Below are 23,984 nucleotides of genomic sequence, written 5' to 3' on the forward strand. Positions count from 1 at the left end.
GTGGCTCCTTTCAAAAGCAGACTTTGACACCTGCACTATGGCGCATTGCGACGCCGGTTGAAGCAGGAGCCATCCACCCCATCAGCTTTGTACGCAATGCAGACGTTCACGGAGTTTTACCGAATGACCGCACCGAGCTCAAAGGCGACTTAGGTGATGGGCTTAGCATTTGTCGTTTTGGGCGGAAACTGAACCTTCGCGGCGCATTGCGCCAGTGTCCGCTCCAGTGAGGCCTTGCTACCTACGCACCGCTCAATTTGCGAAACTTAGATGGTGAAATTCCAAACCAGCTGGCAAATGTGCGGCGGAAGCTGTTGACCTCGCTGAACCCAAGATTGAAGGCAACCTCCGCGACAGAAAGGTCAGTGCCCGACAGCAGCGACCTGGCTCGATCTGTCTGTTCAACCACACGGATCTCTTTGAAACTGGTGTTCTCCGCAGTGAGTTGCCGTTGCAGCTTGCGTACGCTGACACCCAATGTGGCCGCCACCGTTTCGATGTCGGCGTGCCCCATGGCGAGTTGCGCGCGCAAGGCGTTCCCAACCACCTCTTTGGTGGTTGAGGGCGTTTGCCGCGACCGCACATCGCGGATGCCTGCCAACGTCATCGCCAACCTCTCATCGGTTGTCCGCGGATTAGGGGTTTCAATTTCTGATAGAGGGATAGCAATGCTGGCGGCGGATCCCCCCACGCGCACCTCTGCATTGTAGATGTACTGCAGCGTGGTTTCGGTGCCTCGGTGCACCTCTGGCATCTCCACCCAGCTCGGCCGCCAGCGGCGTCCACAGAACTCGCGCACCACAGACTGCAGCACAAATGGCAGGTCCTGATCGATCAAATTTGCCCCGGCGATTCCGCCAAGCATGGCATCAAACCCAAGCACAAAATGATCGCCAACCACGCGGGTGCGCATAACTGACCCCCGTTGCAGGAACGGCAGGATTTTTTCGGCCCGAGCCAGGGCCACATCCAGTTTCGGCGCGCCGAGCACATAGTCTGCGTAGGCCCCAAAGGAGGCGTAGTGGAAGTCTTGCGTGATATAGGCACCGATGTGTTTCTCGGAGATCTTCAGGCTGGCGGCTTGCATGAACCGCGCCTGAAGCCGATAGGGGAGGAACACCGTCGGGTCTTCCATTACCGCTCGCGACAGCCCGGCTTCTTTCAGCGCATGTTCGGACACCCGCGGCGATGCAATTTGGTCAAGCCCTTGAAGCGCGGGGCGAAACGCCAAGGTGCTTTGCAAAACCGTGTCCATAACGGACAGTTTGTCGTGAAATGATCACTTTTGGAAGTGGCGCGGCCTCCCCCCACAAATTACCTCCAGTTTAGCAAAACGAATGACCCAAACTGAAAGTTGGAGACCAAACATGAAACGCCGTTCCGTCCTGAAAGTTGTTCTGACAAGCGCACTGATTGCGGCTCTTTCGGTGCCTGCGGTCGCCACCGCAGACAGCGCAAAGCCCGTGATTGAAGGTCTGCCAATGGCGGCGCGGACCGCACCGGTTCCTGCGGGCGTGTCCCCGGAATTGGCCGGGCTCATCGAAAGCCGTCAAGTTGGTACGCATGCCGAAACGCCATCCTCCACCGAGCAATGGCTTACGTTGCAAGCCGAGTTTGACGCTGCCTCCCTGCAAGGGGTCGCACGTTTGCTTGAGATGACCGGCGCTCAATTCGCCATCGAGAACGTGGCGGGGGTGACCACCTACCGTGTCACGCCAACTACTATTGATCCCCGGTGGGCGGACACCGTTTTTGTGCACGTGCACGGCGGGGCCTTTGTCTTCAATGGTGGTGAGGCCGCCATGGCCGAAGCGATCTGGATGGCGCATGGTTTGGGTGTTGAGGTGGTGTCCGTCGATTATCGCCGCCCACCGCTGCATCCGTTTCCTGCCGCAACAGACGATGTGATCGCCGTGTGGCAGCAAGTTATCAAGGACCATGACCCAGCCAAAGTGGCGATGTTTGGCACCTCTGCGGGGGGCAACCTGGTGTTGTCGACGGTTTTACAACTGCGCGACATGGGCACCCCTTTGCCTGGAGCCATTATGGCCGGCACGCCCGCTGTGGATCTGGCGCAGACGTCGGACAGCTGGATCACATTGCAGGGTCTTGATCCGCTTGGCGCCCGCGAAGGTGTGATTGAAGGCACGTTTGACATTTATGCGGACGGTACCGACCGCACCGATCCGCGACTGTCCCCGATCTACGCCAATCTGGACAACCTGCCGCCGACGGTTCTTCTGACCGGCACACGCGACCTGTTGCTGAGCGACACGGTGCGCATGCACCGCGCCCTGCGCGCCGCCGGGGTTGCCGCCGATCTGCATGTCTACGACGGCCAGTCACACGGCGACTACATGGCAGGTTTCTTCGTGAACGCGCCTGAGACTCATGACGCTTGGCGTGAGCTCAACACCTTCTTTGACCTGCATCTGGAGTGACCAACCATGACCGTTTTTGCAAAACTCCCGCTTCTGTTGTTGGGTCTTCTGGTGACACACAGTGCCCACGCAGAGCCTGTTAAAGACTTCACCAACATGCTCGCCGCAGAGACATTTACCGGACGGATAGAGGCCAGTGAGAGCGCTCTGGTGGCCAATTCCGTGAGCGGCATCCTCGCGGCGGTGCATTTCAAGCCGGGCGATACGGTTGAGAAAGGCCAATTACTGTTTGAAATTGCGGCCCCGGCTTACGAACAAAAGCTTGCCGCCAGCCGTGCGGTCGAAAACCGTCGTGAGGCCGAATTGGCAACAGCGGAGGCCGTGGCGCAACGGCAGGCGAAACTTGGCACGCGCTATGTGGTTTCCGAACTGGCCGTTCAAGACGCTACGGACCGGCTGATACTGGCCAAGGTGGCGTTGCAAGAGGCGCAGGCGCACCGTGCATTGGCAGAGCTTGAGCTGGCTTCGACACAGATCAGAGCGCCGATTTCGGGGCAAATTGGGCTCGCCCACAAACAGGTGGGGACCTATCTGGACACAGAAAACGGTCAAGCGCTGGCGCAGATTGTGCACACAGACACGGTCCGCGTTGTGTACGGAATGCCGTACAAATCCCTGATCGCGCTGGACCAGTCGACGCCAGAGGGCCTGAGTGCTCTGATGGAGCGCTTTCAGGTCGACTTGCATTTGCCAGGTGACGTTCAGCCACTGGCACAGGGTGGCCGCGTGCTTTTTGCTGAAAGCGTGCTGGCCGCGAACGAAACCCTGCGCATCTGGGCGGAAATCCCAAATCTTGAGCGCGGCCTTATTCCCGGCTTGAACGTCGAAGTCAAAGTCAGCTTTCCAAACTAAAGCAGGTCGCGCGTCAGGCGCGGCCCACTTTTCCTCTCTTTCCTAGAGCAGTTCCATGGCCCGGTTCAGCGATCAAATCCACACCCTGAAATACCTGTTTGTCGCGGTCGCGGCGATACAGCTGGTGACTGCGGCATCGGGCACCATCGTCGCACTCTATTTTGCCCAAACCGGCGCGTCTCAGGAAATCGCCTCGCTGGCGCCCGCTGCTTACTCGTTGGGGTTCCTGATCGGCTGTTTCTACATTGCAGGCTGGATCACCAGCATTGGACATATTCGTGCATTTTCTGCGGCGGCGGCCATATGTACCGCTGCCGCCCTGCTGTTTTCTGTGACTGACCACGAGCCCACGCTGCTAATCGTGCGCCTGATGACCGGCGTTGCAACCGCGGGCCTTTTTGCCATCGGTGACGCCTGGATCAGCGAAACCGTCGACGAAAAATCGCGGGGTCGATTGCTTGCCGTTTTTGCAATTATCCTCGGGTTGATGTCGGTTCTCAGTCAGGTTCTCGTCATCGTTACACCCGACGACCTGAACCAGGCTTTTGTGCTGATGTCCTTGCTCTACTGTCTGGCCATTGTGGTGATCGCCGCCACGCCCAGCACGCCGCCCGAGGGCAAAGAACGGGCAAATGTGCGTTTCAAGGCGCTGTTTCAAGACGCGCCCACTGCCGCCCTCGGCGCGCTCACCGTTGGTATCGTGTCCACCGTGTTCATGAATGTTGTGCCGTATCGGGCGGCTGTCATTGGCATTGATGCCGCGGATGTAGCCATTGGCATCGCTGCAATTTACGTCGGGCGTATCCTGTTTCTCTATCCGCTTGGATTTGTGTCAGACCGCATGGATCGGCGCCGCGTCATTGTAGTGACGGCGACAGTCGCAACCGGCGCCCTTGCGGCCTTCGCCACTTTCGCCACTGGCGACGGTGCGCGCCACGCTGCCATCGTGGGCACACCACTATACATTGCAATGCTCGCCGGATTGATCCTGCTGGGCGGATCGATGCTCACCCTCTATTCGCTGCTTTTGGCTCACGCGATGGATCGCACTGTGCCCGTCTATGTCGCGTCCAGCGCTGTCACAATGCTGTTTGTCTTCACCATCGGCGGTATTGCAGGCCCACTCATGACCAGCGCGCTTTCTGCGGTATTTGGCGATGCGGTCATGGGCTGGGTGCTTGTAATTGCGATGGCCGCCTTCGCGGGCTTCACCGCTTTCAGGATCAAAACAGTGGCCCCGGCTGCCAGAGCGGAACAAACCCACTTTAAGCCAACCGAAACCAACAGCCTCAAATCCGTCCCCACCCAGAAACGGTAAGGTAGGAGACCACCATGACCACCCCCTTCACAAACCTCTTTCACGCAGAAAAAGCCACTCTGCTCATCTGGCTGGTATTTGTTGCTATGACCTTCGCCGGCGACCTCATCAAGCCAACGGCCATGGGTTCCAGCATGTCCTGGCTCCTGCTGGGCGGCATTTTTGGGGTGATGCTGTCCGCGGTCTTCCGCGTGGTGCACCACGCCGAGTGCTTGGCCGTCATCTTTGGCGAGCCTTATGGCACGTTGATCCTGACCTTATCGGTGATTGGCATCGAGGTGGCTCTGATCACCGCTGTTATGCTGACTGGGGACAACAACCCGACACTGGCCCGAGACACGATGTTTTCCGTGCTGATGATCGTCATGAACGGCTTGGTTGGTCTCAGCCTTCTGATTGGGGGGCTGCGGCACGGGCTGCAGGTGTTCAACCTCTCGGGTGCTAATGCCTACCTTGTGGTGCTGTTGCCAGTGGCCATCGTCAGCCTCGTCTTGCCAAGCTTCACCACATCCGCCCCGGGCGGTGGTCTGTCGGCTCTGCAAACTGTCTTCATGATCGCCATGTCCGTGGCGCTCTACGGGATTTTCCTCGTCTACCAAACCGCCGGCAAACCGGAGATTTTTCGACAGCCTGAGGAAGAACTGCCAACAACCGGCGGTTCGGATGCGCATCATCTGGAAACCAAAAGCATCGGTTTCCATGTTCTTTGGTTGGTGCTGGCGATGCTGCCCCTGGTTTTGATGTCCAAAAAACTGGCGCTGTTTGTCGATTTCAAATTGCTGGAATTTGGCGCACCCGTCGCGTTGGGTGGCTTTCTGGTTGCCGCCATGATCCTGACACCCGAAGCCCTCGCCGCGCTGGACGCTGCGCGGGCCAACAAACTGCAACGGGCCGTGAATATCTGTCTGGGGTCGGCTTTGGCAACCATTGGCCTAACAGTGCCCGCTGTGCTGATCGCGGCACATTTTGTTGGGCTTCCCATCGAACTTGGGCTCGGCGGCGCGGAAATCGTACTCCTGGCTCTGACAATAGGGATCAGCATCCTGACCTTTGTCGGAACCCGCACCAACGCGCTTCAGGGTGTCGTGCATCTGGCCGCCTTTATGACCTATGTGTTTCTGATATTCGACTCATGACCGTAGGTTTAAGTTGCGTTGGGTGAGCTCAATAGGCAGCCCCTCACTGGCGGCATCTTGCACCAGACCGAGTTTATTGTCGCTAATTCGGACCTTCACTGCCCGACGCGTGAAGGTCCGCTTTGGGCCGTTTTCATACATCCCAACAAACTGACTTATCGGCAGCTTTGTCCGCACCTAGGACGTAGCTCCGTCTTGTGTGAACGCCCCCTGTCGGGCTGAAGCGGGCATTCGTCCCGAGCCCCCATTTCGACAGCCATCAAAGAACAGCTAGAACCTTACTTCAGAGAGGATGGTCCTTTGAAATCATGCCCCGCAAAATCGGCGAGCCTCACTGGCACGCGCACGGTTGACTGAGGGGGTAGGCCGGGGGGCGGGTTCGTCAGGTAGGTGCAGCCTATTATCGAATGCTCAGGCCAATCGGCGCAACGTAGCCACCGGCTGAGGATTCCTGTGCGATGGTCGCCATGTGGTCGCCAGTCCCCTGTGGGGCCACGTCGACAATCCTCTAAGTTTTTGATTTGATGGTGCTGCTGGAGAGAATTGAACTCTCGACCTCTCCCTTACCAAGGGAGTGCTCTACCTCTGAGCTACAGCAGCGCTGTGGGCGGGTGATTAGACTCAAACGAAACGCGGCGCAAGGGTGTCTGGACGGTTTTTTTCGCCTCCTGTAGAGAAAGGTCATGGCAGACAACAAATCACCCAAAAAACGCGGCAATTCCGCGGACGCGCGGGAAGAGCGACTGAAAGCGGCGCTCAAGGCGAATATGGCGCGGCGCAAGGCACAGGCCAAGGCGCGCGCAGCATCCGAAGACAAGGCCGACAAGGACGAGGGATAAGAGCAGATGGATTCGATTCTGGTGACGGGCAACGGCCCTCTCAAAGGTCAGATACCGATTGCGGGGGCCAAAAACGCGTGTCTGACGCTGATGCCCGCAACCTTGCTGAGCGAAGAACCGCTTACGCTGACCAACGCACCGCGGCTAAGCGACATCAAGACCATGACCACGCTGCTGCAGTCGTTGGGGGCCGAGGTGTCCGCGCTGCAGGACGGTCAGGTGATCGCGATGTCCAGTCACACCCTGACCAGCCATGTCGCCGACTACGATATCGTGCGTAAGATGCGCGCCTCGAACCTGGTGCTGGGCCCGTTGCTGGCCCGCTTTGGCGAGGCGGTCGTGTCGCTGCCCGGCGGCTGCGCGATCGGTGCGCGGCCCATGGACCTGCACGTTGAAGGGCTAGAAGCGCTGGGCGCCGAGATCGCGCTGAAAGACGGTTACCTGCACGCCAGCGCGCCGGGTGGCCTGAAAGGCGCCGTGCACGAGATGCGGTTCGCCTCTGTTGGGGCGACGGAAAACATCGTCATGGCCGCGACGCTGGCCAAGGGTACCACGGTCCTGAAAAACGCAGCCCGAGAGCCTGAAATCGTCGATCTGGTCGAATGCCTGCGCAAGATGGGCGCGCAAATCTCGGGTGAGGGCACGTCGACCATCGAAATTCAGGGTGTCGACCGGCTGCATGGCGCGACGCATCAGGTGGTGACCGACCGGATTGAACTCGGCACCTACATGCTGGCCCCCGCGATCTGCGGTGGCGAGGTTGAGTTGCTGGGCGGCCGGATGTCTCTGGTCGAATCCTTCGCGGCCAAGCTGGATGCGGCCGGCATCAACGTGAGTGAGACCGAAAAGGGCTTGAAGGTCGCGCGCAAGAATGGCCGCGTCAGCGCCGTGGACGTTGTCACGGAACCTTTCCCGGGCTTTCCCACCGACCTGCAGGCGCAGATGATGGCGCTGATGTGCACGGCCGAAGGTACCTCGGTCTTGGAAGAGCGGATTTTCGAGAACCGATTCATGCACGCCCCCGAACTGGTCCGCATGGGCGCGCATATCGAGGTGCATGGCGGCACGGCGACCGTCACTGGTGTTGAAAAGCTCAAAGGGGCGCCGGTCATGGCGACCGACCTGCGGGCCTCGGTGTCGCTGATCCTTGCCGGAATGGCGGCGGAAGGTGAAACAACGGTTAGCCGGGTCTATCATCTGGACCGCGGATATGAACATGTGGTGCGCAAGCTGGAAGGCGTGGGCGCAAAGATTGAACGGATCAAGGGCGAATGACAGACGCAAGTTTCGAAGACGGGCGCGAGGCGCCGCTGAATCTGGGGGCCGAGGACGGCGATGACCTGCAGGTGATCTCGACCCTTGCACAGGACGCGGTTTTCCCTGCGACCGAGATGAAATGGCAACCTTCGCAGCGCCGCTTTGGCCTGCTGCTCAACCGCTTCCGCTGGGAAGACAAGGACGCAGCCGACCGCCGGGGCCGCCCGTTCGAGCGCGTGCAATCCGTGTTGGTGTTCGACTCGGTCCTGTCCGTTGCCAGCCAAGGTGTCGACCGCAGCGAAAAGGATACGGTGATGTCACTGCTGTCGGTCGATTTTGAACCGGGCGAAGAAGGCGCGGGTCAAGTGTTGCTGACGCTGGCCGGGGACGGTGCGATCCGGCTGACGGTCGAGGCGCTGGATGCCACGCTCAAGGACGTCACGCGCCCTTACCGGGCCCCGTCCGGGCATGCCCCGCACCATCCCGAATAGATGCAGAACAAGCGCGGCATATCTCAGGCGTTTTCTGCTGCTCCAGAAGGTGTCATTCTGCGCCGCGCTACCGTTTTTGATGTGTTCGACATCAGCCGGGTTCTGATCCGGTCGATCACCCAGCTTTGCACGGCAGATCATCAGAACGGCCCCGGGGCCATCGCGCAATGGACTGAAAACAAGGACCCGGCCACGATCCGGAGCTGGATCAAACCCGGTTCGCAGATCTGGCTGGCCGAGCGGGCCGGGCAGGTAGCTGCCGTCGGCGGTTTGTTTGAAACCGGAGAGATCACTCTGCTTTACATCGATCCGGATCATACCGGCCGTGGTCTTGGTTCGGCATTGTTGAACCGCATGGAACAAGAACTGATCGCTGCGGGATGTTCCGATGCCCGACTTGAGGCAACGCAAACCGCGCAAGATTTCTATCTGCGCCACGGCTGGCAGGCCACCGGGCAGTGTTGCGACCGCATGGATCTGTCCTGCTTTGCCATGCGCAAATCGCTGCACCCCGACGACGGAGGGTTGAGGCCCGCCCCTCCCGGCGATATGTCCCGCGTCAAACGTCCGGAGTGCCAGATCATGCCCGTTTTCATCGATACGACCGCGCCCGACTTCGAAAGCGCCTTTCAGACCCTGTTGTCCGCCAAACGCGAGGACAGTCCGGATGTGGATGCGGTGGTTGCGCAGATCATCGACGATGTGCGCACCCGGGGCGATGCGGCGGTGATCGAGCTGACCTCAAGGTTTGATCGGCTGGACCTGACACCGGAAACCATGGCCTTTTCTGCGGCTGAAATCTCAGCAGCGGTTGCACAGGTTTCGGCCGACGACCGCGAGGCGCTGGAACTGGCGGCGGATCGCATCCGTGCCTATCACGAAAAACAGCTTCCACAGAACGCACAATGGACCGATGAGGCCGGGGCGACACTGGGTTGGCGCTGGACGGCGGTTTCGGCCGCGGGGCTCTATGTGCCGGGCGGGCTTGCGTCCTATCCCTCTTCCGTTCTGATGAACGCCATTCCCGCCAAGGTCGCCGGGGTTGAACGTCTGGCCATCGTGGTGCCGACACCGGACGGGCAGGTGAACCCGCTGGTCCTGCTGGCCGCACAACTATCCGGTGTGGACGAGGTGTATCGCATCGGCGGTGCACAGGCGATTGCCGCGTTGGCCTACGGGACAAAGACCATCGCGCCCGTGGACAAGATCACCGGTCCGGGCAATGCTTTTGTCGCGGCAGCCAAGCGCCGGGTCTTTGGCAAGGTCGGCATCGACATGATCGCGGGCCCGTCCGAGATTCTGGTGATCGCCGACAAGGACAATGACCCCGACTGGATCGCGCTGGACCTCCTCAGCCAGGCCGAACATGACGAAAGCGCGCAGTCGATCCTTATCACCGACGACGCCGCATTCGGGCAGGCGGTCGCGCAGGCGGTCGAAAAGCGCCTCCAGACCTTGCAGCGCCGCGTGATTGCCGGGGCCAGCTGGCGCGATTTCGGCGCCGTCATTACCGTGCGCGATCTGGAACAGGCTGCCGCGTTGTCAAATCGCATCGCCCCTGAACATCTTGAGCTTTGCGTGGCCGACCCGGTGGCGCTGAGCGCGAAGACCGTTCACGCAGGTGCCATTTTCCTTGGGCAATACACGCCCGAGGCCATTGGCGATTATGTCGGCGGCCCCAACCACGTGCTGCCGACCGCGCGTTCCGCCCGGTTTTCTTCGGGCCTCAGTGTTATGGATTTCCTCAAGCGCACCACGCTCAGCCACATGACGCCCGAAGCCCTGCGCGCGATCGGGCCCGCCGCCGAGCAACTGGCCACATCTGAAAGCCTCGAGGCGCACGGGCTGTCCGTCACGGCCCGCCTCAGGCGGCTGAACGGGTAAAGCTATGGCCTGCGGGCCACAGCCGACCCTACCCTGGCCGGGGACGGGTTCCGGGGCGCTCGATTGACCGCTAAACCGTTCACCGACCAGCAAGGATCAGTCTATTGGAACGTGTGGCGACCCTTTGGATCGGAGAACGGTTCAGCTTTCTGGAACATTTGTGCCTGAAATCCTTCGCCGACGTGGATCAGACGCCGATCGTCTACCATTACGGCGATCTGCAGGACATTCCGGACTATATCGAAGCCCGCGACGCGCGCGAGATATTCGATACCCCCGAGATTATCCGCGACCCCGTCACCCGGTCGGCGGCCGTGCATGCCGATCTGTTTCGGCTGAAACTGCTGCAGCAGACAGATTACATCTGGGTGGACACCGACGCCTACGCCCTGCGCCCGTTTGAAACCGAAAACGGCTACCTGTTCCCCAAGGCGAACCGCAAAACCCGCCGCATCATGAACGGGGTGCTGGCCTTGCCCGGCGACAGCCCGGCCTTGCGGAACATGTGCGATTTCGCCTTCGACAGCGATTTGGTTCCGCCCTGGTGGAGCGATCAGCAAAAGACCACTTACCTGGAACTCTACGGCAAATCCACGCATTGGAGCCTGCCCATCTTCAGCTTCGGCCCGCCCATGCTGTTCCATTACATCTTCCCGACACCCGAACACGAGATGAGCGTTCCTCGTACGCTGCTCTACCCGATCCCGCTGCGCCACCGGTCGCTGTGGAACGAACCGGACCTGTCCAAACTGGACACCCTGAACTGGCAGCGGCAGATGTCGATCCATTTCTTTGGATCGTGGTTCCGCAGGATCTTCTCGGGTCGCCCGATCAATCCGGGATCACTGGTCGACACGCTGCTGCGCAAGCACGGAATCGACCCTTCGGACCACCCTTTGTGACAGGGCCCGCGGCATCCGAACCCACGCATTGCCCATTCAGAACTCTTACGATAAGTCTGGCCAGACCTGAACGGACCAAATGATCTATGACCCGCATTTCGCATATCGAACTGGATGACCGAAACCTGCCTCCGCCGACCCTCGAGATCGAGCAGGAGCGTAAGGTCGCGATCTATGATCTGCTCGAAGAGAACACCTTTACGCTGCCCCAGCGCGACGGTCGTACCGTGCCCGACGGCCCTTATCACCTGCAATTGTCGATCCGCGACAAACGGCTGGTTTTCGACATCGAAACCGAGGCCAGCGAAAAGGCGGCCGAGTTTCACCTGTCGCTGGGGCCGTTCCGGCAAGTGGTCAAGGATTACTTCCAGATCTGCGAAAGCTATTTCGATGCCGTGAAGACCCTGCCGCCCAGCCAGATCGAAACCATCGACATGGCCCGCCGCGGTATCCACAACGAAGGCAGCCGCGTGCTGCAGGAACGGCTGGAAGGGAAGGCCGACATCGATACCGATACCGCCCGCCGCCTGTTCACGCTGATCTGCGTGTTGCATTTCGGAGGCTGACGCGTGAAGCCGTTGCCGCAGTCGGTCCTGTTCTGTTGCGACCACAACGCGGTCCGGTCTCCCATGGCCGAGGGGATCATGAAGAAGTTCTATGGCACCGGCACCTATGTTCAGTCTGCCGGCGTGCATAACGATCTGGAAATCGACGGGTTCTGCATTGCCGCCTGTCAGGAAATCGATGTCGAACTGTCGCGCCACCGCTCTCGGTCGTTCGACGAGATGGAAGAATGGGGCGATGACCTCAGTTCCTTCGATCTGGTGGTTGCGTTGTCGCCTGCCAGTCAACGCAAGGCGCTGGAACTGACCCGTGTTTTTCACCTCGATGTCGATTATTGGCCAATAATGGACCCTACCGGACTGGGCGAGACACGCGAACAAAAGCTACATCACTACCGTCAGACCCGCGATCAGATCATTCAGCATCTGAAAGATCGCTGGGGCGAACCAACGGAGAGATCATGAACGCGACCGTCAAAACCTATTTCGAAGCCTTCAACGCCGGAGACGTGGACGGCATGCTGGCCTGTTTGTCCGATGATGTGGCCCATCACGTGAACGAAGGCCAGATCCGTGTGGGCAAGGAAAAGTTCGCAGCCTTCTGTGCTCATATGAACCACTGCTACCGCGAGAACCTGACCGATATCGTGGTTTTCGAGGCCGAAGATGGCACCCGCGCCGCCGCCGAGTTCATCGTCAACGGCACCTATCTGGAAACGGATGAAGGATTGCCGCAAGCCAACGGCCAGACCTACCGCCTGCCCGCAGGGTCCTTCTTTGACCTCAAGGACGGCAAAATCACCCGCGTTACCACCTTCTACAATCTTGCCGACTGGACCCGTCAGGTCGCAAATGCCTGAGGTGAGCGAGGTCCGCACCCTGACCGGCGCGGCATTGGAGGCCGCGCTGGATGATGTGGCGCGGCTTCGGATCCAGGTGTTCCGCGCCTGGCCTTATCTCTATGACGGCGATCTGGATTACGAACGGAAGTATCTGCAATCCTACCGCGACAGCGACCGCGCCATAATGGTCGGCGCCTTCGACGGCGATCGCCGCATCGGCGCATCGACCGGCGCACCGCTGACCGACCACGCCGACGATTTCGCGGCGGCGTTCGACGGAACCGGGCTGGATCTGGGTGACATCTTCTATTGTGCGGAATCCGTGTTGCTACCCGACTATCGCGGGCAGGGCGTCGGCCACAAGTTCTTCGACCTGCGAGAAGCCCACGCCCGCAGCCACGGGTTTTCTAAATGTGCGTTCTGCGGCGTCCAGCGTCCTGCCGACCACCCGAAGCGCCCCGAAACATACCGGCCGCTCGACGCCTTCTGGCGCGCGCGCGGATACGCACCGCTTCCCGGCGTCATCGCGCAGTTTTCGTGGAAGGATATCGGGGAAAAGGGCGAGACCCATAAGCCTTTGCAGTTCTGGATCAGGGATTTGTAGGCCGCTTTGGTCGCTTGCCGACAAAGCCATCATTCACCGCGTTGACGCGGTGAATGATCTGTCGATTTGGGCCGATGGCCCTTTTGGCGTCAAGGCTGGTACGGCAGGGACGAGTGGTGCAGCACGATCCGCAGCCGACCGTTGCTGTCTTTCTTGTAGCCAAAGCTCTTGTCGACCTGAGTGATGCTTCCATCCTTGTTGGTCAGGCTGAACTTGCCCATCCACATCGCCACATCGCCTTCGATGAAGGAGGCCGAGGTCTCGTTTTCCACCTTACGCCAGCCCATGATCCCGAAACCGGCATCCAGCGGGTATTCTTCGGAATGGCCGCAGTAATAGCAAAGTGCGCTATGGCGGGTCGGGCGAAATGTCTGCTCGCCACTGGCCAGGGTTGGCTTGAACAGGACCGGCCCCAGATCAAAGCCATAAGCCGAGTCCAGAAACCCGCCGGCCACAGTACGTGCCGCGTCGACACCGCCGTCTTCAAAGGCTTTGGAAACGGAGATTAGGCCGTCACCCCAGGCTTGGCGGGCGGCAGCGAGTTGATCGGTGGTAATCGGCATGGTCTTTTCCCTTTTCTGTCCGTCGCGAGTCGCGGGGGAAAATGGTCACATTGGCATAGGGGCGCAAGGGGTTTTTGGCCGAAAAACTCCTGTTTATTGCCAAAAAGCCCGCTTGTGGGACACAGGCGGGTGGTGGCCTGTCGCTAACCGTCGGCCTCGTGTCGCAGCTGTAGTCGGATGCGCAATTCAAACGTTCGAGGGAATTGCGCTGTACAGTCCGCCACCTCCGCCTCTAATGTCCCAGCAACTTTGAACCGAGGACACATCGATGAAAGTCGCAACCGCCGCATACGATCTAGACTGGCTCGACAGTTGGAGCCAGTATGAGGACAAGCTGGACCGCTGGGTCGCCGAGGCCTCTGGGCAGGGCGCCGACCTGCTGGTCTTTCCCGAATACGGCGCGATGGAATTGTCGACATTGGACGGTGCCGGGGTGGCCGGTGATCTGGAGCGCTCGATCCAGGCGGTTTCCGGGCGGATGGAGGACGTACAAAACCTGCACACCCGCCTTGCGCAGACGTACAAAACATACATTCTGGGCGCATCGGCACCGGTGATTGACGGTTCGGGCCGCCCCGTGAACCGGGCCGTTTTCTATGCGCCGGACGGTGGTGTCGCGCATCAGGACAAGCAAATCATGACCCGGTTCGAGCGTGAGATCTGGGACATAGCCCCCGGTGGTCCGCTCAGGCTTTTCGACACGGCTCTTGGCAAAATTGGCATCCTCATTTGCTATGACAGCGAGTTTCCCCTGCTGGGTCGCGCCTTGAACGAGGCCGATCTGATCCTGGTGCCATCCTGCACCGAGGCGCTGTCGGGATATTGGCGCGTTCGCATCGGTGCGATGTCAAGGGCGTTGGAAAATCAATGTGTTACGGTTATGTCGTCGCTGGTTGGGCGTAACGATTGGTCCGAGGCGGTCGACATGAACACCGGCACAGGTGGCATATTTGGTCCGCCCGACAAGGGCTTTCCCCAGACCGGAGTACTGGCCGAAGGCACCCTGAACCAGCCGGGGTGGACCTATGCAGATGTCGATCTGTCCGCCATTGCCGAGGTTCGCGCCGATGGCCATGTTCTGAACAGAACCCACTGGGACGAACAGCCACCCCGCGCCGAATCGGTCACAATATCCAGCCTTTAGATGATTCCGCCCTTGAAATAAGGCCGAAATAGGCTCATTTAAGCGCACATCCCTGTAGATTCTGCAGGTGCAACGTAATGATGGAGACAACATGGCCAAGGAAGATACGCTCGAATTTCCCGGTGTCGTGAAGGAACTCCTGCCTAATGCGACGTTTCGGGTCGAGCTGGAAAACGGCCATGAAATCATCGCACATACGGCAGGAAAGATGCGCAAGAACCGCATCCGTGTTCTGGCCGGCGACAAGGTTCAGGTCGAGATGACCCCTTATGATCTGACCAAGGGTCGGATCAACTACCGCTTCAAATAACGCCTGCCGCAATGGCGTTTATTCTCGGATCGGGCAGCCCAAGACGGCTGGACCTGTTGGCCCAGCTCGGCGTGCAGCCCGATGCCATCCGCGCGCCCGATATCGACGAAACGCCCCTGAAGGGCGAATTGCCGGTTCCCTACTGCAACCGCATCACCCGCGCAAAAGTACTGGCAGTTCAATCGGATAGCGATGACGTCACCCTGTGTGCGGACACCACCGTGGCCCTAGGCCGCCGTATTCTGGGCAAACCCGAGGATGCAGGGCAGGCGGCTGAATTTCTGCACGCTCTGTCCGGTCGTCGCCACCGCGTGATAACTTCGGTCGCCGTGCGGCGCGGAGAGCGGATCCTGCAGCGTGACGTGGTTTCTCAGGTCAAGGTCAAGCGTCTGTCTGACGTTGAAATCAACGCCTATCTGGCGACCGGAGACTGGAAGGGCAAAGCGGGCGCTTACGCCATTCAGGGTCCCGCCGGGGCGTTCATCCCGTGGATTTCCGGCTCTTTCACCGGTATCGTCGGCCTGCCCCTTTCCGAAACCGCCGCTCTTTTGCAAGGCATCGGCTATCCCCTGTATCGTGAGGTATCATGAAGGGTCGTACCATCGTTCTGGATCACATCGACGACCGCGAAGCCGCCGCTCTGATGGTGGATGGCAAGCTGGACGATTTCCTGATTGCCGCAGACGCCCCCGCGCCGGGTACGATTTACCGCGCACGTGCCGACCGCCCGGTCAAAGGGCAGGGCGGAATGTTCCTGACCACGCCCGACGGCCCCGCGTTTCTGCGTCAGGTCAAAGGTCTGGCCCCTGGCACATTGATGCTGGTGCAGGTCACAGGGTATGCGGAACCGGGCAAGGCGCTGCCGGTTACGGACCGCGTCCTGTTCAAAAGCCGTTATGCGATCATCACGCCTGATGCGCCGGGCCTGAACATCTCGCGCTCGATCCGGGACGAGGATGAGCGCGACCGGCTTCTGGAGATCGCGCATGAAAGCATGGACGGCAGTGACTACGGCCTCATCCTGCGCTCGTGCTGCCAGGGCGAGAACGCCGAGGAAATCGCAGAAGACATCAGCGCCATGCTGGCCAATGCCGACCGGGTCATGAACGACTCCGGGACCGAGCCGGAGTTGCTGCTGGAAGGCGACAGCCCACACGTTCTGGCATGGCGCGACTGGACTGATCCGGCCGAGGTTGTGACCCAGTCCGGAGGCTTCGAAAGCCATGGCGTGCTCGACGCGCTGGATGTTGCGCGCGGTATTTTCGAACCTCTTCCAGGCGGTGGTCATCTGTACATTCAGCCGACACGCGCGTTGGTGGCGGTGGATGTGAATACCGGTGCCGACACGTCGCTGGCCGCCGGAACAAAAGCCAACTTCGCCTGTGCCAAGACACTGGCGCGCGCATTACGCGTACGCGGTCTGGGTGGGCAGATCACGCTGGATCTCGCCCCCATGCCCAAGAAGGATCGCAGAGGCTTCGAAGGGGCTTTGCGCGCTGCATTCAAGGCCGATGGCATCGAGACCTCTCTGGCGGGCTGGACGCCCCTGGGCCACTACGAATTGCAACGCAAACGCGGACGTATTCCCCTGTCCGAGGTGCTGAAATGAGTTGTCCGATCTGTGGTGAAGACACCGTGACCAGGTTCCGTCCCTTCTGTTCAAAGCGCTGTGCCGACATCGATCTTGCCAAGTGGCTGAACGGCTCCTATGCGGTCGCTTCCCAGCGGGAAGAGGACGAAGAGGCAGATGTATCCGGGGAGAATTTCGAGCCGCCAAGGCCGCATTGAAAAAATGTCAAAAAGCCTCTGGACACTGCGTGGTGCAAGTCATAGAAGGCCTCCACCCAACGACGAAAGTCGTTCCCGTGCCCGGGTAGCTCAGGGGTAGAGCAGTGGATTGAAAATCCTCGTGTCGGTGGTTCGATTCCGCCCCCGGGCACCATATCCTAAAAATTATTGTTTAAAATCAATAACTTATGAGAATTCCATGCTTGAAAAAATGTAGTATAAATGTAGTATGGAATAACGGAATTCACTCTTTGTTTTCAGTGCGTTACCGAAGCGTCAAGAATTATCTGAGTCAAAATGTAGTATGAAGCTGTTTTGAAAGAAAAATTCTTGCCACTGGATTCGATGCCCAAACTTGGAATCGAACTCAGTAAAATTCGCGAAGAAGGCACAAGAATATCCGCCAAAAAAGTACCTATTACGAGCGCAATACAGTGTCGCTTCATGCGGCTAAGACTGCGTGAAGTTTGAGGCGCGTTTTGGCCAATATGGAGTAACTGAATTTTGGTTTTTAAGGCGCCGAAAATTTCCCGATCCGCGATAGTCTCTGACGATGCAATTTTGGCAGCATGTTTTTCATCAGTGCTAAACAAAAGCGGTTATTACCTACCTGTTTTGGATGGTCCCAGGCTAAGTAGGCCGGATGCGAAAGCGGAAGTAGTCCGTCGAAACAACGTACTCGCTCGGGCACACTCTAATCATGTGGTCCTGACAGGCTTGACTAGTGACCAAGAAACCGAATTGAAAGCTCAATTGCCGCCAAGTGTAGTTGACTGTTGTCTGGCATCCGATGTTGAACGTTTGGCGAAACCTGCGATCCTGGAAAAGGAAGGGTTTAAATGGGGCAAAGAAGACCTTGGAGTGGGACTTCTAAAGGCTTTGTATGCGGGCCAACGCCTCGTAGTTGAAGAAGGTGGCCCCGCAGGTAAATCCGTTGCCCGAAAAGACAATCATGTAGTCATCTGCGAAGAAGGTGAACCAATTTCGGAAGTAGTGGCAGCGAACTACGCTTACTCGTTGAATGCAGGTCTTGTCATGATTCCAGCTGTCGATTCCGATTTAGCGGAAGAAATTTTGGAAAAATTTTATCAATCTGAGAATTCTGACCAAAGAAGCAAACTTCAATCTCATCTTAGGGAACTGTGCGGTGAAATCGACCTAGGAAAGAAAACCACATTGACCGTTTTCTCGAAAAACCTTCCGTTTGGAGTTGGTTTTCCTGAACGTGCTTCTACCCACCTGTCTACCTATCCTGATTGTGGAGCTGTCGTAGTTAATGGCTTCGCTTCCGAGCAAAGTGGAAGTCGCGGCGTTAACATCGCGGTCGTGGTTGACCCAGAGAAAACTACCGCCCCAGAAATTGATGCTGCAATCAAAGTTTTGCCAAAACGGAAAGTCTTCTTGCGAGCGCATCGAGGAAAAACTGCAGACGTCCGATCAGTCACTGATATGGTCGAGCATTTCCCGTACGATTTGTTGCTTTTTGCAACCCACTGTGGGGATGCGCCGGGCTGGCGTTGGACATACGAATACACCGATAGCGAAGCCATTGATCGCAAGCTAATCGTAGATGTTGCCGTTGGTATTGGGCAAACTGATGATCCTGATGTGTTAGAAGTCCAGCAGTTCAACTATTTTCATTCCTTGGATGGTGTCGATTGGAACGATCGAGATGCGAAGTCTAAGCTATACGTTGGAACCGCAATTTCCGACTACGCTAATCGAAGCCAAAGCGGAGAATTGGAGCCCGTTCTAAAGGAGCCTTTGGATCGCGTAAGACTTTCCGCTGCAATGGCAATGTACGACAACAATTACATTCCAACGCCTCAATCTCTAGCTGGGCATGGCTCTCCAATCATAATTAACAATGCGTGTGTGTCTTGGCACGAGCTCGCTGGAAGATTCACTTTTGGAAATGCACGCGCTTATGTGGGCACCCTGTACCCTGTCTTGCCATTCGAAGCCGAGAGCGTTGCAGTGCAACTAATGAACAAGCAGTGGGGCAAACCGTTACCTCTAGCACTTCGGGCATCTCAGGTTGAAACTTATGGCGTCACCGATCAGCGCCGACCATACGTAATGAGCGGTGTGTACACTCAATCACTTCGAACGACACCAGAAGATGTCCCACGTTACGTTTTGAAGCGCCTATCGCATGAAGAAAAAGAATATAGTCGACGTGTTGCAAAAGCGGCTGGAAAGGAAAAACAACGATTGCAGAAAATCGTCGAATACTATCGAGATGAAACTGCCGCGTTTCGACAAAGGTGGTTTGGTAAGAAGACGAGCACAAAAGCGAGTGCTTTGGGAGCCAAACCAAAAAAGAATTAGGACTCGATTTGGCCGAGCTTGCGATAGGCCTTACTACCTTTCGACCCTTGGTTTAATAGTTAGATACTACTCGCGCCACAGAGGGTACGGAAACTAACTGAAGTTATTATGTAGTATAAACGTAGTATGAGGGACGTAGTATGATGGCTAAGCTACTGAAATTGCTTATCTGTTTATTTCGCCCCCGGCACCATTTTATTTCTTAAGCAGACCCATCTGACTGGTCCATTTTGGATGTTAGTGAATCGTTGTCCCGTGATCCTCCGGGATAAAGGATTCAAGTTCCGCGAAGCATTTGCAAGCACCGGAGCGATGATACCTTGTATCAGGTCACATTGCGGACCTTTTCATGCCGAGACGCAGACGATAACTTCCCAAGCCATTTGATATGTTTGACCGATCGTGCATCGCGCCTAGTAGCGTGCGCAAGCTTCGATTTTCGTACAAACTGGTACACTTAAAGGTACAAACTTCGAACCAGCTCTTCAAAGAATTTGAGCGTTGGGAAGGTGAACTCCAGCACCACAATCGACCGATATTACCATTTCGCGCCACCCGACAATAACAATGAGGATATTGGCTTGCGTCAGGCCATATGGAATGTCTTCAACTTTAACGTCAGCTTCCTTCCAAAGTGCGGACGTAGAGCGAAATCGGTGCAACGACCGACTTGCGGACAAAGCCGCCTTATGCTCATCGCTTTCTGGTAACTGGTCTCACACCGAAGCGGACCTTCCTTTCGAGCTTTACATCCTCCGAGATGCGTACGAAGCGGGCATTGTTCAAGGCGACTAACGCACAGTATCTGCCATCCGTCGCTTGCGACTACTTAACTGTTCTACCAGAGATTAATTCGCAGTCGTCTGACAGCCTCTGGCCGAAACACAAGGGGCTAGACACCAGAGCTGAAGCGTGGCTGGATTGCTTAGAGATTGTCTAGTCGGACGGAGATCCCCAAAATTGAAAAGAAATGCAAACAAGATGTTAGTGACTTCCGCTATTGCTATCGCTCTTTTGGCCTCCGGTGCGGTATTTACTGCTTCTACAAAGCCAGCAAGCGCAGAGGCTGGTTATTTCTGGGATGAAACCGTTGGGTCTGTAGATAGAAGCCCTTGGATATTTGAAGGCACAAATGTTTTTGGCGAATTAGCACGAGTTCCACCGTCAGATTGGGTACGTACTTTGGAAAAAGCGGCATACCCAACGGAGCTTGAGACTTTTGTTTTCACAGCTAGCAATAATGAAGAACAGAACATCAACGATTGGTTGCATCAAACGCATACCGATAGCTTTTTGATTTATCACGATGGCAAATTGGTCGCTGAAAAGTACTTCAATGGCATGAAAGCTGATACGCCTCACCGCATTCACTCGATCACCAAGACAGTGTTGGGTATGGTAGCAGGGCTGGCGGTTGAGGCGGGAGAATTAGATCCTAAAAAGCTGATCACAGAATACCTGCCAGAGTTGGAAGGCCCAGCATTCAAAAATACAACGGTTAGACACCTACTTGATATGACCGCTGCTGTAGATTGGAAAGATGCTTCTAGCGGCTACTTAGACGATGCCGGTGATCTGTTCTGTGCGTTTGGTCAGGACCTCTCTGAAAAAGTTGAAATTTGTGATACAGAGTCTGGCGTTAAGGAGTACATGATCTCTCTTAGTGATCGCGAGACCTTGGTAGATGACGGTGAAGTTTATAGTTACCGTTCAGTGCTATCTGCGCTGCTGGGTATGGTTATCGAGTCGGCAACTGGAGAAAGCTATCTGGATGTACTGGCCGAGTTGTGGCAGGACATCGGTGCTCAGGACCCTGCATACAGCGAACTAGGGCCCAAAAGGATTGTGCAAACGAGTGGTGGGTTATTTACCAGCTCTCGTGACCTATTGCGATTTGGCATAATGATGCTGGACAACGGAAAAGTTAACGACACTCAAGTTATTCCTCCAGATTGGATTGCTGACACGATTCAAGCAAATGATGATGTAGTCGCAGCTTATGAGAAGAGTGCATACGCAGAGGTGTTTGAAGGCTTCCACTACCGGAATCAAGTTTGGGTGAAAGATAGAGAAAAAGGTGCGTTTTACGGTATCGGTGTCTACGGACAGCTATTGTATGTGAACCAGAAAGCCAATGTGGTTATGGTGAAGCTATCAAGCCAGCCAGACGTTCAAAATACACCTATGTACCTGGACTCTATGGTTGCGATGAAAGGTATTGCAGAGACTTTGAGTAAATGAATTTCAGATTATCTTAATCTAGTAAGCTGAGCCAAATGGCTCGGCTTATACTGCGGAAAGACTTGACAGTGTCGTCGGGTTAGTACCGGGTGACCTCGACTGCGACCGCAGCAAACACCACACCAATCAACAGAGCTTTTGTATTCACTGCCGAAAGGCTGGGTAGTTTAACCCGAAGAGACAGGGCTATTATCACACCCCCTGTTAACCCAGTCGCAATTGAATAGATCATGCTACTTTTGTCTGCGTTGAGACCGATCAATATGCCGACTGCAAGCGACGCGACAAAGTATGCGCGTAGCCATCCAGACATGTGTCCGGGGTGGGTCTTATAGAGAAAGATATTCACCCCAAACAAATGCAATGAATAGGCCAACGTTCCAACAGCGTACAGCTCAGGTGATGTTCCCGTCGTTTGCATGACGGTAATGGCAAGCAAGCAGTTATAGGTTCCGAGTGCCACTGTGTCCAAGCCAAGCGACAACCTGTTATCGGCCCCCGTGTCGCGACTGGCTTCCAGCAAGTAGTAAAGGAGAAATCCTAGGAGCGAGTAACCGAACAGCGAGTTTTCCCATTTCCCATTTGCAGCCAAATCGGCCGACAATTCACCGATTTTTGGCAGTAAGAAAAGGAAAGCATAGCCAAGTCCGATCCCAGAAGAAAATCAGAAAGCCAGCCTGCTAGGCCGGGGAATCTCTGGTAAAAAGACACGCAGAAGACGTGAACAGTGCCGATGACTGCAATCGATGTTATCGCGAGGTATGTCGAAGCGTCGAACACGGCTAAGATCCAATGATCACATTACAATTTGTATGAGACACCCCTTGGGAGCGTTTGCACAGCCCAAAAAGTGAAGAAGGTGCGGTTTGAATAGAACACTCAACGACAGCTTTTTCTGAACTTCCGGCATTGATGCACGGTGCAGAAATTTGAACTTAGGGCTCAGAGCGGACATCGATCTATTTGTTCTGATGACAGATTCTACATGTTGAGCGCTCAACATGGTGGCAGTTTACCACCCTGATTCGCAGCTATTTTCGCCAGTTCTGGCGACCAACAAGTTAGCCAATAGACCAAATTTCAGATTTTTTTGTCACTCTACGTGACACCTCAATGGCTCAACTTCAGATTCAATGAATGAAAACAATCCGGGGATGTCACGCAAACTAACATGTGCTTTTTTCCGGGGAAAAAGTCACATAAAAACAAATACTTGACTACACATTGCGTTCATTAAATGCTCGAACCTTAGAAAGCGATATTTCACCGCTGTCACAACGATTAAGGGAGGTTCGAACTTGATACAGACACCCACAATTTTCACCCCTCCATCGCTAGCGAGGACCCACAAGAGAAGAAGAGTTGAAGTTGATGTGGAGAGCTATCAGCAGTTCCTAAAATCTTCGGTTATGACCGATCAACAAAAGCATGAATTTCTTACGGCACTCTGGTCAATTGTCGTTGCTTTCATCGACCTAGGCTATTGCGTGCACCCTACTCAGCGGAACCTGCCTGATGACGTCGCAATGAACGAAGTGCATTCGCTCGCTGAGAGTTTTCTCTTTTCGCAGAAGCTTCAAGGTACTGGGGTCACCCATGAATAACCAATCCGCCGAGCGCAAGAAAGCCGTTATATACTGCCGTGTTTCTTCAAAGAAACAGGAAACAGATGGATCCGGACTGTCTGGTCAGGAAGCAAGTTGCCGCGACTACGCGGAGAAAAATGGCTACGAAGTGGTCGAAGTATTCCACGACGTTATTTCCGGAAAGCACTTCGACCGCCCCGGCATGCAATCTCTCATTGAGTTTTTGCAAAGCCGCGACGCGAATGAGTTTGTCGTGATCGTCGATGACGGTAGTAGGTTGGCTCGTGGAATTCTGGCTCATACAAGGTTGCGAGCAAGAATTAGCTCTCTAGGTGCGATCCTTGTTAGCCCTAAGCAGAGCTTTGGAGACAAGGCCGCTGACAGGTTGCAGGAGAACGTTGTAGCCGTAGTGTCTGGATACGAACGCGAGAACATCGTCGAACGTGCGCACAGCCGCAGCCTTGAACGGCTCCGAGCCGGGTATTGGATTTTCCATGCGCCGAATGGGTACAAATACGAAAAATCCCCACTCGGTGGAAAGGTCCTCGTTCGAAACGAACCAGTGGCTTCCATCCTATCTGAAGCACTAAACGGTTTCGCAGAAGGCCGTTTTCAGTCTCCCATGGAGGTCCTTCGGTTTCTGGAGGGCAAGCCGCAGTACCTTGAAGGTCTCAGAGCGAGGGCGCTCAGGATCGACAGCGTAACGAAAATGCTACGCAACGTACATTATGCTGGTTACCTAGAATATCCCAATTGGGCCATTCCTCTAACAAAGGCTCAGCACCCTTCATTGATCACTTATGGACCTGTCCCATTTTTGTGCCGCCCCAAGTGCTCGTTTAGGCCACTTTCCGTTCGAATGCGACCGGACTTTTCCAACCCAATGCTGAGT

25 protein-coding genes, 2 tRNA genes and 1 pseudogene are annotated in these 23,984 nt (G+C 56.3%); 24 read left to right on the forward strand and 4 right to left on the reverse strand.

The window, feature by feature from the left end; genetic code table 11:
* Positions 1–230 (forward strand): hypothetical protein (locus tag ACR0CG_RS21710; protein WP_480527462.1); only part of this gene is annotated, 230 nt, incomplete at its 5' end.
* Between the two features lie 11 nt (positions 231–241).
* Here the strand turns inward: ACR0CG_RS21710 and ACR0CG_RS21715 are convergent.
* Complete coding sequence (locus ACR0CG_RS21715; RefSeq protein ID WP_480527464.1) at positions 242–1,255, reverse strand: helix-turn-helix transcriptional regulator; 1,014 nt, start codon at positions 1,253–1,255, stop codon at positions 242–244.
* 112 nt (positions 1,256–1,367) lie between these two features.
* On the opposite strand from ACR0CG_RS21715, the gene ACR0CG_RS21720 reads away from it, so the two are divergent.
* The 4 genes from ACR0CG_RS21720 to ACR0CG_RS21735 are packed head-to-tail and all read left to right on the forward strand — an operon-like array spanning position 1,368 to position 5,747.
* Positions 1,368–2,441, forward strand: a complete 1,074-nt coding sequence (locus ACR0CG_RS21720) for an alpha/beta hydrolase (RefSeq protein WP_480527465.1) — start codon at positions 1,368–1,370, stop codon at positions 2,439–2,441.
* Between the two features lie 6 nt (positions 2,442–2,447).
* Positions 2,448–3,293, forward strand: coding sequence for an efflux RND transporter periplasmic adaptor subunit (locus ACR0CG_RS21725; RefSeq protein ID WP_480527467.1), 846 nt, complete (start codon positions 2,448–2,450; stop codon positions 3,291–3,293).
* Between the two features lie 55 nt (positions 3,294–3,348).
* The gene (locus ACR0CG_RS21730; protein ID WP_480527468.1) at positions 3,349–4,611 is read left to right on the forward strand and encodes an MFS transporter; all 1,263 of its coding nucleotides are present in this window, start codon (positions 3,349–3,351) and stop codon (positions 4,609–4,611) included.
* Positions 4,612–4,625: 14 nt separating this feature from the next.
* Positions 4,626–5,747 carry a calcium:cation antiporter gene (locus tag ACR0CG_RS21735; protein WP_480527470.1) on the forward strand — a complete coding sequence of 374 codons (1,122 nt, stop codon included), beginning with the start codon at positions 4,626–4,628 and terminating at the stop codon, positions 5,745–5,747.
* A gap of 525 nt (positions 5,748–6,272) precedes the next feature.
* On the opposite strand, the gene ACR0CG_RS21740 is transcribed toward ACR0CG_RS21735, so the two are convergent.
* A tRNA-Thr gene (locus ACR0CG_RS21740) sits at positions 6,273–6,347 on the reverse strand.
* 83 nt (positions 6,348–6,430) lie between these two features.
* On the opposite strand from ACR0CG_RS21740, the gene ACR0CG_RS21745 reads away from it, so the two are divergent.
* From ACR0CG_RS21745 to ACR0CG_RS21790, 10 genes and pseudogenes are all read left to right on the forward strand, one after another.
* Positions 6,431–6,586: a hypothetical protein gene (locus ACR0CG_RS21745; protein ID WP_480527472.1), complete on the forward strand. Its 156-nt coding sequence runs from the start codon at positions 6,431–6,433 to the stop codon at positions 6,584–6,586.
* Between the two features lie 6 nt (positions 6,587–6,592).
* Entirely contained in the window at positions 6,593–7,861 is a 1,269-nt protein-coding gene (murA, locus tag ACR0CG_RS21750; protein ID WP_480527474.1) for a UDP-N-acetylglucosamine 1-carboxyvinyltransferase, read from the forward strand.
* Positions 7,858–8,334 carry a DUF2948 family protein gene (locus tag ACR0CG_RS21755; protein WP_170612391.1) on the forward strand — a complete coding sequence of 159 codons (477 nt, stop codon included), beginning with the start codon at positions 7,858–7,860 and terminating at the stop codon, positions 8,332–8,334. Before murA ends, ACR0CG_RS21755 begins: the two co-directional genes overlap by 4 nt.
* Positions 8,335–8,829 (forward strand): annotated as a pseudogene (locus tag ACR0CG_RS21760) (GNAT family N-acetyltransferase); the annotation flags it as partial.
* A gap of 87 nt (positions 8,830–8,916) precedes the next feature.
* Positions 8,917–10,218 carry a histidinol dehydrogenase gene (gene hisD / locus ACR0CG_RS21765; RefSeq protein WP_480527497.1) on the forward strand — a complete coding sequence of 434 codons (1,302 nt, stop codon included), beginning with the start codon at positions 8,917–8,919 and terminating at the stop codon, positions 10,216–10,218.
* A gap of 104 nt (positions 10,219–10,322) precedes the next feature.
* The gene (locus ACR0CG_RS21770) at positions 10,323–11,120 is read left to right on the forward strand and encodes a glycosyltransferase family 32 protein (protein WP_480527476.1); all 798 of its coding nucleotides are present in this window, start codon (positions 10,323–10,325) and stop codon (positions 11,118–11,120) included.
* A gap of 86 nt (positions 11,121–11,206) precedes the next feature.
* Positions 11,207–11,686 carry a UPF0262 family protein gene (locus tag ACR0CG_RS21775; protein ID WP_480527478.1) on the forward strand — a complete coding sequence of 160 codons (480 nt, stop codon included), beginning with the start codon at positions 11,207–11,209 and terminating at the stop codon, positions 11,684–11,686.
* Between the two features lie 3 nt (positions 11,687–11,689).
* Positions 11,690–12,148, forward strand: a complete 459-nt coding sequence (locus ACR0CG_RS21780) for an arsenate-mycothiol transferase ArsC (protein WP_170619887.1) — start codon at positions 11,690–11,692, stop codon at positions 12,146–12,148.
* Positions 12,145–12,543, forward strand: coding sequence for a ketosteroid isomerase-related protein (locus ACR0CG_RS21785; protein WP_480527479.1), 399 nt, complete (start codon positions 12,145–12,147; stop codon positions 12,541–12,543). Before ACR0CG_RS21780 ends, ACR0CG_RS21785 begins: the two co-directional genes overlap by 4 nt.
* Positions 12,536–13,129 carry a GNAT family N-acetyltransferase gene (locus tag ACR0CG_RS21790; RefSeq protein WP_480527481.1) on the forward strand — a complete coding sequence of 198 codons (594 nt, stop codon included), beginning with the start codon at positions 12,536–12,538 and terminating at the stop codon, positions 13,127–13,129. The genes ACR0CG_RS21785 and ACR0CG_RS21790 overlap by 8 nt, the downstream gene beginning before the upstream one ends.
* A gap of 89 nt (positions 13,130–13,218) precedes the next feature.
* Here the strand turns inward: ACR0CG_RS21790 and ACR0CG_RS21795 are convergent, their stop codons facing one another.
* The gene (locus ACR0CG_RS21795) at positions 13,219–13,692 is read right to left on the reverse strand and encodes a phosphoribosyl-AMP cyclohydrolase (RefSeq protein WP_480527482.1); all 474 of its coding nucleotides are present in this window, start codon (positions 13,690–13,692) and stop codon (positions 13,219–13,221) included.
* 268 nt (positions 13,693–13,960) lie between these two features.
* On the opposite strand from ACR0CG_RS21795, the gene ACR0CG_RS21800 reads away from it, so the two are divergent.
* From ACR0CG_RS21800 to ACR0CG_RS21835, 8 genes are all read left to right on the forward strand, one after another.
* Positions 13,961–14,836: a carbon-nitrogen hydrolase family protein gene (locus ACR0CG_RS21800; protein ID WP_480527484.1), complete on the forward strand. Its 876-nt coding sequence runs from the start codon at positions 13,961–13,963 to the stop codon at positions 14,834–14,836.
* Between the two features lie 91 nt (positions 14,837–14,927).
* Positions 14,928–15,146: a translation initiation factor IF-1 gene (gene infA, locus ACR0CG_RS21805; protein WP_005978431.1), complete on the forward strand. Its 219-nt coding sequence runs from the start codon at positions 14,928–14,930 to the stop codon at positions 15,144–15,146.
* 11 nt (positions 15,147–15,157) lie between these two features.
* A complete protein-coding gene (locus ACR0CG_RS21810) occupies positions 15,158–15,736 on the forward strand; it encodes a Maf family protein (RefSeq protein WP_480527486.1) in 579 nt (192 codons plus the stop codon).
* A complete protein-coding gene (locus tag ACR0CG_RS21815; RefSeq protein ID WP_480527487.1) occupies positions 15,733–16,755 on the forward strand; it encodes a ribonuclease E/G in 1,023 nt (340 codons plus the stop codon). The genes ACR0CG_RS21810 and ACR0CG_RS21815 overlap by 4 nt, the downstream gene beginning before the upstream one ends.
* Positions 16,752–16,934 carry a DNA gyrase inhibitor YacG gene (locus ACR0CG_RS21820; protein WP_480527489.1) on the forward strand — a complete coding sequence of 61 codons (183 nt, stop codon included), beginning with the start codon at positions 16,752–16,754 and terminating at the stop codon, positions 16,932–16,934. Before ACR0CG_RS21815 ends, ACR0CG_RS21820 begins: the two co-directional genes overlap by 4 nt.
* A 79-nt stretch (positions 16,935–17,013) precedes the next feature.
* Positions 17,014–17,088, forward strand: a tRNA-Phe gene (locus ACR0CG_RS21825).
* Between the two features lie 587 nt (positions 17,089–17,675).
* Positions 17,676–19,265: a hypothetical protein gene (locus tag ACR0CG_RS21830; protein WP_480527491.1), complete on the forward strand. Its 1,590-nt coding sequence runs from the start codon at positions 17,676–17,678 to the stop codon at positions 19,263–19,265.
* A gap of 960 nt (positions 19,266–20,225) precedes the next feature.
* Positions 20,226–21,506: a serine hydrolase domain-containing protein gene (locus tag ACR0CG_RS21835; RefSeq protein ID WP_170825529.1), complete on the forward strand. Its 1,281-nt coding sequence runs from the start codon at positions 20,226–20,228 to the stop codon at positions 21,504–21,506.
* A 79-nt stretch (positions 21,507–21,585) separates the two neighbouring features.
* Here the strand turns inward: ACR0CG_RS21835 and ACR0CG_RS21840 are convergent, their stop codons facing one another.
* The gene (locus ACR0CG_RS21840; RefSeq protein ID WP_480527493.1) at positions 21,586–22,110 is read right to left on the reverse strand and encodes a hypothetical protein; all 525 of its coding nucleotides are present in this window, start codon (positions 22,108–22,110) and stop codon (positions 21,586–21,588) included.
* 992 nt (positions 22,111–23,102) lie between these two features.
* On the opposite strand from ACR0CG_RS21840, the gene ACR0CG_RS21845 reads away from it, so the two are divergent.
* Positions 23,103–23,984, forward strand: an 882-nt coding sequence (locus ACR0CG_RS21845) for a recombinase family protein (protein WP_480527495.1), incomplete at its 3' end; no start/stop codon positions are given.

Source organism: Ruegeria sp. AB8, from assembly GCF_056542605.1.

Coding starts and splice junctions, on each gene's coding strand:
- ACR0CG_RS21715 (WP_480527464.1), bottom strand. CDS start 1,255: ATGGACACGGTTTTGCAAAGCACCTTGGCGTTTCGCCCCGCGCTTCAA.
- ACR0CG_RS21720 (WP_480527465.1), top strand. CDS start 1,368: ATGAAACGCCGTTCCGTCCTGAAAGTTGTTCTGACAAGCGCACTGATT.
- ACR0CG_RS21725 (WP_480527467.1), top strand. CDS start 2,448: ATGACCGTTTTTGCAAAACTCCCGCTTCTGTTGTTGGGTCTTCTGGTG.
- ACR0CG_RS21730 (WP_480527468.1), top strand. CDS start 3,349: ATGGCCCGGTTCAGCGATCAAATCCACACCCTGAAATACCTGTTTGTC.
- ACR0CG_RS21735 (WP_480527470.1), top strand. CDS start 4,626: ATGACCACCCCCTTCACAAACCTCTTTCACGCAGAAAAAGCCACTCTG.
- ACR0CG_RS21745 (WP_480527472.1), top strand. CDS start 6,431: ATGGCAGACAACAAATCACCCAAAAAACGCGGCAATTCCGCGGACGCG.
- murA (WP_480527474.1), top strand. CDS start 6,593: ATGGATTCGATTCTGGTGACGGGCAACGGCCCTCTCAAAGGTCAGATA.
- ACR0CG_RS21755 (WP_170612391.1), top strand. CDS start 7,858: ATGACAGACGCAAGTTTCGAAGACGGGCGCGAGGCGCCGCTGAATCTG.
- hisD (WP_480527497.1), top strand. CDS start 8,917: ATGCCCGTTTTCATCGATACGACCGCGCCCGACTTCGAAAGCGCCTTT.
- ACR0CG_RS21775 (WP_480527478.1), top strand. CDS start 11,207: ATGACCCGCATTTCGCATATCGAACTGGATGACCGAAACCTGCCTCCG.
- ACR0CG_RS21785 (WP_480527479.1), top strand. CDS start 12,145: ATGAACGCGACCGTCAAAACCTATTTCGAAGCCTTCAACGCCGGAGAC.
- ACR0CG_RS21790 (WP_480527481.1), top strand. CDS start 12,536: ATGCCTGAGGTGAGCGAGGTCCGCACCCTGACCGGCGCGGCATTGGAG.
- ACR0CG_RS21795 (WP_480527482.1), bottom strand. CDS start 13,692: ATGCCGATTACCACCGATCAACTCGCTGCCGCCCGCCAAGCCTGGGGT.
- ACR0CG_RS21800 (WP_480527484.1), top strand. CDS start 13,961: ATGAAAGTCGCAACCGCCGCATACGATCTAGACTGGCTCGACAGTTGG.
- infA (WP_005978431.1), top strand. CDS start 14,928: ATGGCCAAGGAAGATACGCTCGAATTTCCCGGTGTCGTGAAGGAACTC.
- ACR0CG_RS21810 (WP_480527486.1), top strand. CDS start 15,158: ATGGCGTTTATTCTCGGATCGGGCAGCCCAAGACGGCTGGACCTGTTG.
- ACR0CG_RS21815 (WP_480527487.1), top strand. CDS start 15,733: ATGAAGGGTCGTACCATCGTTCTGGATCACATCGACGACCGCGAAGCC.
- ACR0CG_RS21820 (WP_480527489.1), top strand. CDS start 16,752: ATGAGTTGTCCGATCTGTGGTGAAGACACCGTGACCAGGTTCCGTCCC.